Raw genomic sequence first — 13,110 nt, forward strand, 5'->3', positions numbered from 1 at the left:
CGGCGTGGTCGCCCGGATTTGAGAAAACTAGTCGGCGCGGCAACGCAGCATGTTGTCGAAGCGCAAACAAATTCCGGATTGAGCAACGCACCTGCTACAGCGCCGTGCGTCTTATCAGACGCACAAAGGCCGTCGCGTTTTGAATCGCTGCATGTTTTGTCCTTGAATCGGCGACGACTTAAGGAAACATGCAGTACTTGGCATTTCGCAAAGAAGCCTCCGGCATCGCGCCCTACAGTCCGGTCATGAATTTCCGACATGACCGAAGGAACCGCCATGCATGCCTCAATCCTGCAGAAATACGGCGAAATGCGCCTGCCGCGTTACACAAGCTATCCGACCGCGCCGCGTTTTGCGGACACGATCGACCACGAAACCTATTCCGAATGGTTGGCGGCGATACCGCGCGAGCAAGACGTATCGCTCTATCTGCATATCCCCTTCTGCCGTTCGATGTGCTGGTACTGCGGCTGTCACACGACGATCACCCGGCAGGACGAGCCGATCCTCGACTATCTCGCGGTCTTGAAGGACGAGATCCGGATGGTGGCCGGCCGCACGCGGCAGCCTCTTCCAATCGGCGAAGTGCATTTCGGCGGCGGCACGCCGACGATCATCGAGCCGGCGGAATTCCTTGCGCTCATGAATTTGTTGCGCGAGCAATTCTCCTTCGCGGGCGCGACCGGCATCGCGGTCGAGATCGATCCGCGCCGGCTGACGGTCGAGATGGCGGAAGCGCTTGGCGCCGGCGGCGTCACCCGCGCCAGTCTCGGCGTGCAAAGCTTCGATCCGGTCGTCCAGAAAGCCATCAACCGAATCCAGAGCGAGGCGCAGACAGCAGACGCCGTGCATCATCTGCGCCGCTCCGGCGTCGAGAGCATCAATTTCGACCTGATCTACGGCCTGCCGCATCAGACCGTCGAGTCCTGCGTCGCAACCGCTAAAGCCGCCTTGGCGATGCGGCCGGAGCGCTTTGCCGTCTTCGGCTATGCCCACATCCCCTCCTTCAAGAAGCACCAGCGCATGATCGACGAGAACGCACTGCCGGACGGCGCCGCCCGCAATGCGCAGGCGATGGCGATCAGCGAAACGCTCGTCGCAGCCGGCTATCGGCAGATCGGTCTCGACCACTTCGCCCTGCCGCACGACGACCTCGTGAAGGCCCAGGACGCCGGAAAGCTGCGGCGCAATTTTCAGGGCTACACGACCGACAATTGCGAGACGCTCATCGGCTTCGGCGCGTCCGCCATCGGCCGTTCGCAGGAAGGTTATGCGCAGAACGAAGTCGCGCCCGGCCTCTACGCGCGCCACATCGCGGGGGGTCGCCTGGCGACGGCAAAGGGATATCGCCTGACCGGCGAAGACCGCATGCGGGCCGAGGTCATCGAAAGGCTGATGTGCGACTTCAGCGCCGACGTTGCCGCGATCGCCGCGGCCCACGGTTTCGACGCGCGTCGGCTTATCGACCAGAACGCCAAGCTCGCGGCGCTAGCCGATGACGGCGTGCTGGACGTTACCGGCGGCGTCATTCAGGTACGGCAGGATCACCGCTTCGTCATTCGAGCCGTCGCCGCCGCCTTCGACGCCTATCTCGAGCAGTCGCAAAGGACACACAGCAAGGCTGCGTGAGGGACAGGTGCGGCTGAGTGCCTGTCCTCACCCGCCAAAGCGCGGCTAAGCTTTGCCACCCGCGAACGCGATCAGGTTGCCATCGGGGTCCCGCACAATGAAGGTGCGAGCTCCCCACGGCTCTGTCTTCAAGCTCTGGTGAAATGTGACGCCTGCGCTTTGATATTCCAGGAATAGCGGCTTGGCATCGTCGAGGGTGAGTGTTGCAGAAAGCGCATCACGTTCCCGCTCCCGAAAGCCGTTGTCAAAAACAGGGCCGCCGACTTTTCGCAGGTTCAAGCGGCCGCCGTCGCGAAACACCTGAGCGTAAAATGGCGGCTCCCCGTAAGAGAACGCGATCTTGAAGCCGAGCTTCTGAACGTAAAATCGGCACGCCATCTCGATGTCGGAAACGAAGAGCTGCGGCTCTGCGGCCATGATGAGAGAGTTACCGGTGGAGGCTGCTGGTACTGTCATGGTGTCGATCCCTTTGATGAGGGCGGCCCAATTCTCGAAACCGTGTTTTCTGGCGACAAGCTCCTGCGCGTCGCTGAGCCGGAACTCCGCCTTCAAGACGTCCGCATCGGTTAAGTCTCGGAATTTGGCGAGAGCTGACCTGATCTGCTCCGCGACAGGATAGTACCGTTCATGGTGCCATCGCAGGTACAGTTTGGCTTGCTTTCTGAGGTTTTCGCTGTTTGGCATGGGCGCGCACTACGGTTTGACTTTCTCGTAGGCGGGCAATGCCCCTCCGGCTCGCAAGCCGACGCGCCCTACAGCAGCACGATTGATGCTAGCCCAGCGGTGCAACGGCTTCAAGAGGAGCAACCCAGCCCTCGATGAGAAGCCGGCCGCGGCACGATTGGGAGCGGGGTACGGCACCCTCATGCGGTCTGCCGTGCTTCTCCCCAAACTCCGGCCTCATCTATCCGGCAAGCCCGCGATAGATGGCGGGAAGTGCGGCCGATAGCCGGGCAATGTTGCCGACCATGGCATAGCCGTTCTGGCCGAACATCGTCGGCACATAGGATCGCGCCTCGCGGTCGACGGTGACGGCAAAGGTGCTGATCCCGCTTCGGCGGGCCTCCGACACGGCACGGCGGCTGTCTTCGAGCGCGAAGCGTCCCTCGTAATGGTCGACGTCGTTCGGCTTGCCGTCGGTCAGCACCAGAAGCAGTTTCTTGCGGTTCGGCTGCTTGCGGAGTTCGGCCGAAGCATGCCGGATGGCAGCGCCGATGCGGGTGTAATAGCCGGGCTTGAGCGCAGCGATCCGCGCTTCGACGAGGCCGCTCATTGCTTCGTCGAAAGCCTTGACGGTTTCCACCCGCACCCAGTCGCGCCGACGCGACGTGAAGGTCAGGATCGAATGGTTGTCGCCGCAGGCCGCCAGGCCATGCGCCAGGATCGTCAGCGCCTCCTTCTCGACATCGAGAACGCGGTGATTGTCCGACCAGGAATCGGTCGAGAGGGACACGTCGACAAGGATGGTGACGGCGAGATCGTGCGCTTGCGGCCGGCTCATCAGGTGAATGCGGTCACTTCCCTGGCCGCCGGCCGCAAGGTCGGTGCGTGCACGAACCACGGCGTCGAGATCGAGGTCGGCACCATCGAGCTGCGCGCGCAAGGTCTCGTGGCGCGGACGCAGCACCTCGAACTGGCGCCGCATGCGACGGATGAGGCTTTGCGTCCCCGCGGTCAGCTCGACGCGGTCGCCGAGCGCGGAAGCGGGGGAAGCCAACACGCGGCAATGGTCCTTGAGATAGGTGCCGGTGCGGTAGTTCCACTCCGGATAAGTACGTTCGGCCGTCAACGGTGTGACGTCGACCGCCTCGGGCGGCAGGTCCAGATCGAACCGGAAACGGGCGGCCGGGCGGCCCTTCCGTTCGCCGAGCGTCATCTCGTCCAGCTCTTCAGCCGCCTTCGCGTCGTGGTCGTCGCTGTCGTCGGCGGGCCGGTCGACGTTGACCATCTCCGCCATCGCAAGGATCTTCTCGAAGCGGTTGAGGATGAAGGGGCTGCGGTCGCCCTTGCGGTTCTCGGGGTTCTCGCGGGTCGCGACATGGCGCTCGGCCTCGACAGCAGACGACGACGCCCTGCCTTGCGCTGGCTCATCGTCCTCGCGCCGTGTTTCCGTCTCGGCGCGCACCAGCGCATCCGGCCAGAGCGGAAGAGGCAGCATCGGCAGATAGCCGGGCGGCGCCCGATGCGGGAAGATCACCGGCAAAGTCTCGTCCGGCTCCCCGGCGGTCTTCCGCAACATGCCGAGAATGCGGTTTTCGACATGCTGCTCCACGGATGGCAGCGCGCCTCGCGTCCGCTCGGCAAGGACGGCTGCCGCCAGGCGGCGGTAGCGCGCGCGCATGCCCGGAAACGTGCCTAACACCGCCGTGACCGTTACTTCCGCACGGGCGAGTGCGGCAAGATCGCGGCGGAGAAGATCCGCCTCCGCCAGCGGCTCCAGCGACATCGTCGCCATATAGGCGACAAGCCAGAAATAGAGGTCGCGATTGAGGTCCTTGTCCGGGAAAAGATCGATTTCCGTCGGCAGCATCAGCGATGCATGATCGCGCCCGGGCTGCACCAGCTTTTCTTCCCCGAGGCCCACCCTGTGGCGCCATTTGAGCCTGTGGGCCGATGTACGCCCGCGGGCCGGGGCGATCTGCACCGCACTCTCGCCGCCGTGCCCGCGGAACGAGATCGCGAGCACCGGCAGGAGATCGGCGAGCCGCACCGCGTGCTCCGGATGGCGCCGCCATGTGCGCGTATTGCCGATGAAGCGGTGCCAGGCACGACCGACCGTTTCTTCCAGTTCGAGGAAATCGAGCATCGCCAGGGACCTCACGCTATCAGGGACTCGGCCACTTCCAGCAGGGCGGCCCGGACATCCGGCTCGTCGGTCAAGGGTTCTATCATGGCGGCGCGAACAGCTTCCTTCGCCGGCATCCCGGCGTCGATCAGGGAGGCGCAGTAGACGAGCAGACGGGTCGAAACGCCCTCTTCGAGATCGTGGCCCTTGAGGGCCCTGAGGCGCGCGGCGAGATCGACGAGCCGGGCCACCTGCGCCTCCGCGAGGCCGCTTTCCGCCGAGACGACGGCGATTTCCCGAGCCTTCGGCAGGAAATCGAACTCGATCGCGACGAAGCGTTGCCGCGTGCTCGGCTTCAGGCTCTTGAGGAGATTCTGGTAGCCGGGATTGTAGGATACGACCAGCATGAAACCGGGCGGCGCCGCGAGCATCTCGCCGGTGCGCTCCAGCGGCAGCATGCGGCGGTCGTCGGTCAGCGGATGCAGGACGACGGCAACGTCCTTGCGCGCCTCGACGATTTCGTCGAGATAGCACACACCGCCCTCGCGCACCGCGCGCGTCAGCGGCCCGTCGACCCAGACGGTATCGCCGCCCTTCAAGAGGTAACGGCCGGTGAGATCCGCGGCGGCAAGATCATCATGGCAGGAAACGGTCGAAAGCGGCAGGCCGAGTCTTGCCGCCATATGGCTGACAAAACGTGTCTTGCCGCAGCCGGTCGGTCCTTTCAGCAAGAGCGGCAATTGCCTCACCCAGGCGGTTTCGAACAGCGCGCATTCGTTGCCGAGCGGACTGTAGTGCGGAATGTCGGCGGTCGGGCGGGGTGCGTTCGGCAGGACGAAATTCATTTTGATCTCCGTGACAAACAGTCGAAGCAAACGGAAGGACCGGCCCCGACGCATTGTCTGGGCCAGTAATGTCGGTCATTCGGCGGGCTGGATCAAAGGGCTGAGCCTTTCGCTGCGTTCCCGGCCGGGAACCAGCACCGCCCAGATGAACATCAGCGCCGAGACGAGGACGACGGCACCGGAGCCGAGGCGGATCCAGTAGAACAGCGCCAGCTGGTCCTGCACGTCCATGTAGCTTTCGCCGAGGACGCGCTGCAGGTGGACCTGAAGGACGCCCGCGAAGGTGAGGGCGAAGGTCATCACCGACATGGCGGTGCACATCGCCCAGAAGCTGACGATCGAGAGCCACTGGTTGTAGGGCTGGCGGCCGCGGATTTCCGGGATCGCATAGGCCATCACCGCAAGGTTCAGCATCACATAGGCGCCGAAGAAGGCGAGGTGGCCGTGGGCCGCAGTCACCTGCGTGCCATGGGTGTAGTAGTTCACCGAGGACAGCGTGTGCAGGAAACCCCAGACGCCGGCGCCGAAGAAGGCCATCACCGAGCAGCCGATCGACCAGAGCAGGGCCGCACGATTCGGATGCTTGCGCCCGGCCTTCCAGGTCATCACGAAGGTGAAGATCACCATGGTGAAGAACGGTGCGACTTCGAGCGTCGAGAAGAGCGAGCCGATCCACTGCCAGTAGCCGGGAGCGCCGATCCAGTAGTAGTGGTGGCCGGTGCCGAGGATGCCCGAGAAGAGCGCCAGGCCGACGATGACGTAGAGCCACTTCTCGACGACCTCGCGGTCGATGCCGTTGAGCTTGATCATCAGGAAGGCGAGCACCGATGCCATGATCAGCTCCCAGACGCCTTCAACCCACAGGTGGACGACGTACCACCAGTACATTTTGTCGAGCGCCAGGTTCATCGGGTTGTAGAAGGCGAACAGGAAGAAGATCGCCACACCCCACAGGCCGAAGATCAGGATGTTGGTCACCGTCGTCTTGCGGCCTTTGAGAACGGTCAGCGTGATGTTGTAGAGGAACATCAGCGCCACCACGACGATGCCGACCTTGATCGCGAAGGGCTGTTCGAGAAACTCGCGGCCCTCGTGAACATGGAACAGGTATCCGACCACCGCGACTGCCGCCGCGATCAGGAAGAGCCAGAACTGCGCCACGGCGATCCTGGTGCTGTAAAGCTCCGTTTCCGCTTCCTCTGGCAGGAGATAATAGGTGGCGCCCATGAAGCCCATCAGCAGCCAGACGATCAGCGCATTGGTGTGCACCATGCGCACGATGTTGAACGGCAGGAGTTCGGAGAGCGTGTTGGGCAAGACGTAGATGGTGCCGGCGAGGACACCGAACAGCACCTGGGCGAGAAACAGGCCGAGCGCGCCATAAAAATAGAGCATCGCGACCTTCTGGGTCTGGTATTTCATGGTTCTTAACTCCAATCGCAACGCTTAGCCGGCTTCGTTCGGTGGCCAGTTCTGGGTCTTGATGCGGCTCGTCCACTCCAGGAAGTCGGCGAGATCATTGAGCTCCTGTTCGGTGAGATTGAATTGCGGCATCTGCCTGCGCCCTTCGACGCCGGAGGGCTGCGCCGCCATCCACGCCTTCAGCGTCTCGCGCGCGCCGTCCGGATCCTTGTCCCCGCCCCAACGCTTCCAGACATTGCCGAGCTCGGGCGCGAAATAGGCGCCTTCGCCGAGAAGCGTGTGGCAGTTGATACAGGAGTTCTTTTCCCAGACGTGCTTGCCGCGCCCGACCGAGTCCGTCAGCGTCGTCTCGTCCGTCGAGCTCGTCTTCATGTAGTAGTGGCTATGGGCGGTCAGCCCGACGAATATTGCAAAGAAGAAGAAGGACCCGCCGTAGAAGACGTTTCGGGCCCCGGTCTTGGTGAGGCGTTCTGCCATCACGTGGTCCTTTCGATTTCAGATGGCCGCGAAAGCGTGGCCGGCTTGATCTGATCCCCTCCCCGCTTGGCGCCGCCTGTCGCGGTGCCGACGAATGTCCGGGGCACGATCCATGTCTATGGATTTCCCGCGCGCGTTCTTTGCGTTTCGGCAAACAAGGAGAGCGGTTTCAAAGGGAAGGCATGCCGGTGGCGAACAGCTTCGCCGCTGCCAGAAGCGCGAGGACCAGCGGCCAGACGAGAAGCCCGCGCCGCATGGCGGCCGGACCGCTGCGCAGGCCCATGAAATCCAGGATGATCAGTCTGGCCTTGATGAGCGCCAGGACGAGAACGGCGGCAACGACAACAGGGGCACGGCCTTGAAAGGCGACCGCCAGCATGCCCGAAAGGACGATGGCAACGAGCACGATCCAGGTTCGACCGAGTTGGTTTCGAGTGCGGTCCGTCATGACGTCATACCAGATAGATGATCGGGAACATCACGATCCAGATGAGATCGATGACGTGCCAGAGGGTTGTTATCAGGGTTATGTTGCCGGGTGTCTGGCGCCAGGCGACGAGAAGCAGGATGAGGCCGCCGAAGACCACATGCAGCAGGTGGAACCCGGTGATCAGGAAATAGAGCTCGAAGAAGGCACCGAGCCGGGCAATGTCGCCGCTTGCAAATTCGCCGCTATATTCCGCGAGTTTGACCGCGACGAAGACGAAACCGAGCAGGGCCGCCATGACCAGGGCACGCCGGCGCTCCCCGGGTAGTGCGGACTTGCGCGCGGCGAGCGCTGCCTGCCAGCCGCTCGTCAAAAGCACCAGCGTGTTGATGCCCGCGAGCACCGGGTTGAGTTCGCTTCGCCCGGCAGCAAATGCATCCGCTTGCAGAAGGCCGGTCACGAGGAAGGCGATAAGCAGGATGCCGAAGGCGGCGAGTTCGCTCCAGACCAGAACCCAGAGCAGAAACTCGTCCGCGGGTGCTTCTTCTTTCGCCTCGACGTCAGTTGGTGCCCGTGCATCCATGCCACATCTCCCTTGAGCGGAAACGATCGGCACTTAGGCGAGCCGGCGAAGTGATGTCTTTGACATTGCGCAAGGAAGCCGGGCCAAAAACCCGATATCGGCGAAGGCAACTAAAGCGGGACGAGGGAAAGTGCGCGCGGTTTTCCGCCCGCATCCCGCGCTAACTTATTAGAATCGATGACGTTTATGATTTCTGGTCGAGTCGACCCAAATCATCGTGATCCAGGAGTTATTCGATGACAGACGCACAGATCGGCCTTTCGGTCGCAACCCCCATCATCATCGTTTTCGCCCTTGTCCTCCATCGCATGGGCGTGTTGCAGCGCGCCGGCACGGTCTCGGCCGTCCTGTTCTCGATCGCGATTGCCGTGGTGCTCTTTCTCGACCGCTGAGCCCGGGGCTTGCGGCAGATCAAGGAAACCCGCCGGTCGCCCTGTCAGATTGCAACGGCGCAAACGGAGGTCCACACCCCCTCTGCCCGGCAGGGCAGAGGGGGGTGTGGTCCCGGCGGACTTGCAAGTGGCGTCCGTCGCGTGTCTAGAGGTAATTGCCATGCTTGAATTTCTCCTGGCCTTCGCGGTCTTTCTCGCGCTCCACATGGTGCCCGCCATGCCGAAACTTCGCGCGCGGCTCATTCAGCGGCTGGGCCGGAAGGGTTATTTTGCCGGCTATTCGCTGCTCTCGATCGTCGCGCTCGTCTGGGTCTTCCACGCGGCGTTGACACTGGACTTCATACCGCTCTGGGACCCGGCGCCCTGGCAGGCCTGGGTGACGCTTGTGCTTGCACCCCTCGGCATCTTCCTCGTTCTTGCAGGCCTCTTCAGCGAGAACGCGCTTTCCGTCTCGATCTTTCAAGGCACCGAGCGGACGGGAGCGATCGTCGGCGTCACCCGGCATCCGGTGCTCTGGGGGTTCCTCATCTGGGCGGCGGGACACGTCGTTCCGAACGGCGATCTTCGCTCGCTCGTGCTCTTCGGCGGTTTCGCGCTGTTTGCTGCGGGCGGTTTCCTGATGGTCGAGCGGCGCGCGCGCCGGCGCCTCGGCGACAACTGGCCGACCGCTGCCGCCGGCACGTCGATCTGGCCGTTCGCGGCGATCCTCAGCGGCCGCGCCCGCTTCCGTCTCGATCCGGTCCTGGTGCTGTCGGCCTTTGCCACGGCCGCAATCACGCTCTGGCTGCTTGCCGGCGGCCACTCAGCCCTCTTCGGCGCCGATCCGCTGCTGCAAGCCTTTACGATGTATTGAACCTGCCGCCGGGACGTTCTTCTCGGCCGACTTCATCCCTGCCAGGCTTCGGCCAGCGGTGCGATAGGCAGCGCCAGGAGATCGATGGCACGCGCGGCGAGATGGTCGACGATCGCCTCGACGCTTGTCGGCCGGTGATAAAATCCCGGCACCGGCGGCATGACGATCGCCCCCATTTCCGTGACGGCGCACATGTTGCGCAGGTGCCCGAGATGAAGCGGCGTCTCGCGCGTCATCAGCACGAGCCGCCGGCGCTCCTTCAGGTGCACGTCGGCGGCGCGGACGAGGAGATTGTCGGCAAGTCCATTGGCGATCGCCGCCAGCGTGCGCATCGAACAGGGTGAGACGATCATGCCGGCGGTAGGAAAGGATCCGCTGGCGATCGCCGCGCCGATGTTGTCGTGCTCGTAGGTCCGGTCAGCCCGTTCGAGCAAGCGCAACAGCGCGTCAGGTCCCGCCTCGTGGCTCAATGTCCGGTGTGCAGCCAGCGACATGACCAGATGCATCTCGACCCCGTCGATCCGCGCAAGTCGTTCGGCAATGCGCAAAGGGATCGCCGCTCCCGAGGCGCCGGTCACGCCGACGACGATCCTCGATATTCCCGTCATTTACTGTCTCCTAGACCCAGCTCGGCCCACATCCGGTCGACGTCGGCCTTCACCTCTGGCGACATATCGAGCACCTTCCCCCATTCGCGGTTGGTCTCCGCACCGATCTTGGTGGTCGCATCGAGCCCGAGCTTGCCGCCGAGACCGGATCGCGGCGAGGCGAAGTCGAGATAATCGATCGGCGTGTCAGTGATGATCATCACGTCGCGGCTCGCGTCGAAGCGCGTGGAAAGCGCCCAGACGACATCCGGCCAGTTGCGCACATTGATGTCCGGGTCGACGGCAATGATCAGCTTCACGTAGCTGAACTGCGGCAGCATCGACCAAAGCCCCATCATCAACCGCTTCGCCTGGCCCGGATAACGCTTGTCGATCGCCACGACCATCGCCCGGTACGAACAGGCTTCCGGCGGCAGCCACAGATCGACGATTTCCGGAAACTGCTTCTTCACGAGCGGCACGAACAGCACGTTCATCGCTTCGCCAAGACGCGATGGTTCGTCGGGCGGCCGGCCGGTATAGGTGGAGAGATAGATCGGATTGCGGCGCATGGTGATCGCTGAAAGCGTCATGACAGGGAAGTGGTCGACGGAATTGTAATAGCCGGTATGGTCGCCGTAGGGTCCTTCATCGGCCGTCTCAGCGGCGGATACGGTGCCTTCGAGCACGATCTCCGCGTTCGCCGGCACCGGCAACGGCACCGTCCGACCTGTCGCAACCGGCGTTCGGCGCTGGCGAATGAGCCCGGAAAAATTGAGTTCGCTCAACCCGTCCGGCAACGGCATCACCGAAGCGAGGATGATGGCCGGATCCGCCCCGATCGCGACTGCGACCGGCATGTCCCGCCCTTGTCTCTGCCAGAGGCGATGATGCCGCGCGCCGCCGCGATGGGCGAGCCAGCGGACGATCGCGCGGTCTTTGCCCAGGACCTGCATGCGGTAGATGCCGACATTGATGTCGGTCGGATCGTCGGGCGCCATGGTGATGACCAGCGGCCAGGTGATGAGCGGCGCCGGCTCGCCCGGCCAGCACCACTGGATCGGCAGGTTCCCGAGATCGATCTCCGGACCCGACCAGACGATCTCCTGGCACGGCGCACGGCTATGATGCTTCGGCCACATCGCGAGCGCGGACCGCAGCAAGGGCAGTTTCTCCCAGGCGTCACGCAGCGATCCGGGCGCGCGGGGATCACGCAGATCCGCGAGTTCCCGCGCAAGCAGCGGCAACCCGCCCGGCTCCAGACCGAAGCCGCGCTCGATCCGCGCTTGCGCACCGAACAGGTTGGCGAGCAGCGGAATTGCGTGCACGCGGCCGGAAGCATCGACCGGCTTTTCGAACAGGAGCGCCGGTCCGCCCGCCGCAAGCACGCGCCTGTGGATTTCGGTCACTTCATGGACGAGCGAAACAGGCCGCGAAATCCGCTTCAGCTCGCCGTCGCGCTCAAGCGCCGAAGCAAAATCCTGTAGCGAGGCGAAGTGCTCTGCGGTGCGGAAGGCTTTGTTCATGCCGCCTCTTTGTGCCGGTGATTTCCGCCTGTCTTTGATGTGGGACAAACACAGGCGACGGCGGCCGGCTAACATCGGGAGAACATTCACACCTCGCAGGCTCCACATGACCGTTCCCCCAGCGATGGCCGTTCCGCTCCGGCTCATCCCCATTCCCGCCATTGAGCGGGCGACAAGGCTCGTCTTCTCCCACGTCATGGCGCGTCATCCCGGCCTTTTCGATCGCCTCGGCGAACACGCGGCCAAGCGATACGGCTTCATCCCGTCCGACTTGCCGGTCGGCTTCCTGGTCGAACCTGTCAAGGCCCACATATCCGTGCACCGCAAGCCCAACCTGCCGGTGACCGACGCTTCGGTCACCGGCGGTTTCGTCCTCCTCCTCGGGCTGCTCGAAGGCCGGCTCGACGGGGATGCCGTGTTCTTCTCGCGCGACCTGACGGTGACCGGCGACATGGAAGCGATGCTGGCACTGCGCAATGCTCTCGACGACTGCGACATCGACCTGCCCTCCGACATCGGCAGTCTCGCAGGCCCCTTCGCGCCGCTCGTCCGGCGGGCCGCCGCCGAGATCAGGAGCCGCGTCCTGCCCAGGGAGGCCGGCCAATGGAACTGATCTGCCCGGCCGGCACGCCGGCCGCCTTCCGCGAGGCCGTCGATGCCGGAGCCGATGCCGTCTATTGCGGTTTTCGCGACGAGACCAATGCCCGCAATTTCCCCGGGCTGAACTTTTCCCGCGACGAGCTGAAGGCGGCGGTCGCCTATGCCCGTCAGCACGGAGCGATGACCTTCGTTGCTATCAACACCTTCATGCGCGCCGGTCGCGAGAAGCTCTGGCACGAGGCCGTGGACGATGCGGTACGCCTTGGCGCCGACGCCGTCATCCTCGCCGATTTCGGCCTGATGGCCTATACCGCCGAGCGGCATCCCGACCAGCGCCTGCACGTATCGGTGCAGGCTTCCGCCGCCAACGCGGACGCGGTCAATTTCCTGGTCGAGACGTTTCGGGCAAAGCGCGTCGTGCTGCCGCGCATCCTCACCATCCCCGACATCGCCCGCCTTGCGCGGCAGATCCGCTGCGAGATCGAGGTTTTCGTCTTCGGCGGGCTCTGCGTGATGGCGGAGGGGCGGTGTTCGCTCTCCTCCTATGCGACCGGCAAGTCGCCGAACATGAATGGCGTCTGTTCCCCGGCGAGCCACGTCCGCTACCGCGAGGACGGCAACGAACTCGTCTCGGAACTCGGGGAGTATACGATCAATCGCTTTCCCGCCGGCGAGGCAGCCGGCTACCCGACACTTTGCAAGGGACGCTTCAACGTCGCCGACGAACGCGGCTACGCCTTCGAGGACCCGGTTTCGCTCGACGTGATGGACCACGTCGACCTTTTGCGCGACGCAGGGGTCAGCGCGCTGAAGATCGAGGGGCGGCAGCGCGGCAAGGCCTATGTGGCGGAGGTCGTCTCGGTGATGCGCCGCGCGCTTGCCGCGAATGCCGCCGAGCGGCCCGCCCTCATCTCGCGGCTCAGACTCTTAAGCGAAGGCCAGCGGACAACGTCCGGCGCCTATGAAAAGCGCTGGAGGTAGATC

14 protein-coding genes are annotated in these 13,110 nt (G+C 63.9%); 5 read left to right on the plus strand and 9 right to left on the minus strand.

Annotated elements, in window-relative coordinates; translation table 11 throughout:
- The first annotated feature begins 276 nt into the window (after positions 1 to 276).
- Positions 277 to 1,629 (plus strand): oxygen-independent coproporphyrinogen III oxidase, encoded by a 1,353-nt coding sequence (hemN, locus tag RB548_RS31895; protein WP_331377188.1) that lies wholly within the window; start codon positions 277 to 279, stop codon positions 1,627 to 1,629.
- A gap of 45 nt (positions 1,630 to 1,674) precedes the next feature.
- Here hemN and RB548_RS31900 read toward each other — a convergent pair whose 3' ends face one another.
- The 7 genes from RB548_RS31900 to RB548_RS31930 form a co-directional block, all read right to left on the minus strand.
- A complete protein-coding gene (locus RB548_RS31900; RefSeq protein ID WP_331376366.1) occupies positions 1,675 to 2,313 on the minus strand; it encodes a bleomycin resistance protein in 639 nt (212 codons plus the stop codon).
- A 220-nt stretch (positions 2,314 to 2,533) separates the two neighbouring features.
- Entirely contained in the window at positions 2,534 to 4,435 is a 1,902-nt protein-coding gene (locus RB548_RS31905; protein WP_331376367.1) for a nitric oxide reductase activation protein NorD, read from the minus strand.
- Positions 4,436 to 4,446: 11 nt separating this feature from the next.
- Positions 4,447 to 5,259 (minus strand): CbbQ/NirQ/NorQ/GpvN family protein, encoded by an 813-nt coding sequence (locus RB548_RS31910; RefSeq protein ID WP_331376368.1) that lies wholly within the window; start codon positions 5,257 to 5,259, stop codon positions 4,447 to 4,449.
- Positions 5,260 to 5,334: 75 nt separating this feature from the next.
- Entirely contained in the window at positions 5,335 to 6,681 is a 1,347-nt protein-coding gene (locus RB548_RS31915; RefSeq protein ID WP_331376369.1) for a nitric-oxide reductase large subunit, read from the minus strand.
- A 24-nt stretch (positions 6,682 to 6,705) separates the two neighbouring features.
- Positions 6,706 to 7,158, minus strand: a complete 453-nt coding sequence (locus RB548_RS31920; RefSeq protein ID WP_331376370.1) for a c-type cytochrome — start codon at positions 7,156 to 7,158, stop codon at positions 6,706 to 6,708.
- Positions 7,159 to 7,327: 169 nt separating this feature from the next.
- Positions 7,328 to 7,606, minus strand: a complete 279-nt coding sequence (locus RB548_RS31925; protein WP_331376371.1) for a cytochrome C oxidase subunit IV family protein — start codon at positions 7,604 to 7,606, stop codon at positions 7,328 to 7,330.
- Positions 7,607 to 7,610: 4 nt separating this feature from the next.
- Positions 7,611 to 8,168: a cytochrome c oxidase subunit 3 gene (locus RB548_RS31930; RefSeq protein WP_331376372.1), complete on the minus strand. Its 558-nt coding sequence runs from the start codon at positions 8,166 to 8,168 to the stop codon at positions 7,611 to 7,613.
- A 236-nt stretch (positions 8,169 to 8,404) separates the two neighbouring features.
- Between RB548_RS31930 and RB548_RS31935 the strand changes: the two genes are divergently transcribed.
- Both RB548_RS31935 and RB548_RS31940 read left to right on the plus strand, forming a co-directional pair.
- On the plus strand, positions 8,405 to 8,560 hold the full coding sequence (locus RB548_RS31935; protein WP_153439984.1) for a hypothetical protein: 156 nt from the start codon (positions 8,405 to 8,407) through the stop codon (positions 8,558 to 8,560).
- A gap of 160 nt (positions 8,561 to 8,720) precedes the next feature.
- Positions 8,721 to 9,413 carry an NnrU family protein gene (locus RB548_RS31940; protein WP_331376373.1) on the plus strand — a complete coding sequence of 231 codons (693 nt, stop codon included), beginning with the start codon at positions 8,721 to 8,723 and terminating at the stop codon, positions 9,411 to 9,413.
- A 32-nt stretch (positions 9,414 to 9,445) separates the two neighbouring features.
- Here RB548_RS31940 and RB548_RS31945 read toward each other — a convergent pair whose 3' ends face one another.
- On the minus strand, positions 9,446 to 10,021 hold the full coding sequence (locus RB548_RS31945) for a UbiX family flavin prenyltransferase (RefSeq protein WP_331376374.1): 576 nt from the start codon (positions 10,019 to 10,021) through the stop codon (positions 9,446 to 9,448).
- The gene (locus tag RB548_RS31950; RefSeq protein ID WP_331376375.1) at positions 10,018 to 11,526 is read right to left on the minus strand and encodes a UbiD family decarboxylase; all 1,509 of its coding nucleotides are present in this window, start codon (positions 11,524 to 11,526) and stop codon (positions 10,018 to 10,020) included. The genes RB548_RS31945 and RB548_RS31950 overlap by 4 nt, the downstream gene beginning before the upstream one ends.
- Before the next feature lie 106 nt (positions 11,527 to 11,632).
- Here RB548_RS31950 and ubiT point away from each other — a divergent pair, with 106 nt between their 5' ends.
- Both ubiT and ubiU read left to right on the plus strand, forming a co-directional pair.
- Complete coding sequence (gene ubiT / locus RB548_RS31955) at positions 11,633 to 12,139, plus strand: ubiquinone anaerobic biosynthesis accessory factor UbiT (RefSeq protein WP_331376376.1); 507 nt, start codon at positions 11,633 to 11,635, stop codon at positions 12,137 to 12,139.
- Complete coding sequence (ubiU, locus tag RB548_RS31960) at positions 12,130 to 13,107, plus strand: ubiquinone anaerobic biosynthesis protein UbiU (protein WP_331376377.1); 978 nt, start codon at positions 12,130 to 12,132, stop codon at positions 13,105 to 13,107. The genes ubiT and ubiU overlap by 10 nt, the downstream gene beginning before the upstream one ends.
- The last annotated feature ends 3 nt before the right edge of the window (positions 13,108 to 13,110 follow it).

The sequence above is a fragment of the Sinorhizobium chiapasense genome, from assembly GCF_036488675.1.
In the GTDB taxonomy this organism is placed as follows: domain Bacteria; phylum Pseudomonadota; class Alphaproteobacteria; order Rhizobiales; family Rhizobiaceae; genus Sinorhizobium; species Sinorhizobium chiapasense.

Excerpts from the sequence above, each read along its gene's own strand:
- RB548_RS31945 (WP_331376374.1), bottom strand. The coding sequence starts at position 10,021 with ATGACGGGAATATCGAGGATCGTCGTCGGCGTGACCGGCGCCTCGGGA.
- RB548_RS31925 (WP_331376371.1), bottom strand. The coding sequence starts at position 7,606 with ATGACGGACCGCACTCGAAACCAACTCGGTCGAACCTGGATCGTGCTC.
- hemN (WP_331377188.1), top strand. The coding sequence starts at position 277 with ATGCATGCCTCAATCCTGCAGAAATACGGCGAAATGCGCCTGCCGCGT.
- RB548_RS31900 (WP_331376366.1), bottom strand. The coding sequence starts at position 2,313 with ATGCCAAACAGCGAAAACCTCAGAAAGCAAGCCAAACTGTACCTGCGA.
- RB548_RS31920 (WP_331376370.1), bottom strand. The coding sequence starts at position 7,158 with ATGGCAGAACGCCTCACCAAGACCGGGGCCCGAAACGTCTTCTACGGC.
- RB548_RS31915 (WP_331376369.1), bottom strand. The coding sequence starts at position 6,681 with ATGAAATACCAGACCCAGAAGGTCGCGATGCTCTATTTTTATGGCGCG.
- RB548_RS31935 (WP_153439984.1), top strand. The coding sequence starts at position 8,405 with ATGACAGACGCACAGATCGGCCTTTCGGTCGCAACCCCCATCATCATC.
- ubiU (WP_331376377.1), top strand. The coding sequence starts at position 12,130 with ATGGAACTGATCTGCCCGGCCGGCACGCCGGCCGCCTTCCGCGAGGCC.
- RB548_RS31905 (WP_331376367.1), bottom strand. The coding sequence starts at position 4,435 with ATGCTCGATTTCCTCGAACTGGAAGAAACGGTCGGTCGTGCCTGGCAC.
- RB548_RS31910 (WP_331376368.1), bottom strand. The coding sequence starts at position 5,259 with ATGAATTTCGTCCTGCCGAACGCACCCCGCCCGACCGCCGACATTCCG.
- RB548_RS31950 (WP_331376375.1), bottom strand. The coding sequence starts at position 11,526 with ATGAACAAAGCCTTCCGCACCGCAGAGCACTTCGCCTCGCTACAGGAT.
- RB548_RS31940 (WP_331376373.1), top strand. The coding sequence starts at position 8,721 with ATGCTTGAATTTCTCCTGGCCTTCGCGGTCTTTCTCGCGCTCCACATG.
- ubiT (WP_331376376.1), top strand. The coding sequence starts at position 11,633 with ATGACCGTTCCCCCAGCGATGGCCGTTCCGCTCCGGCTCATCCCCATT.
- RB548_RS31930 (WP_331376372.1), bottom strand. The coding sequence starts at position 8,168 with ATGGATGCACGGGCACCAACTGACGTCGAGGCGAAAGAAGAAGCACCC.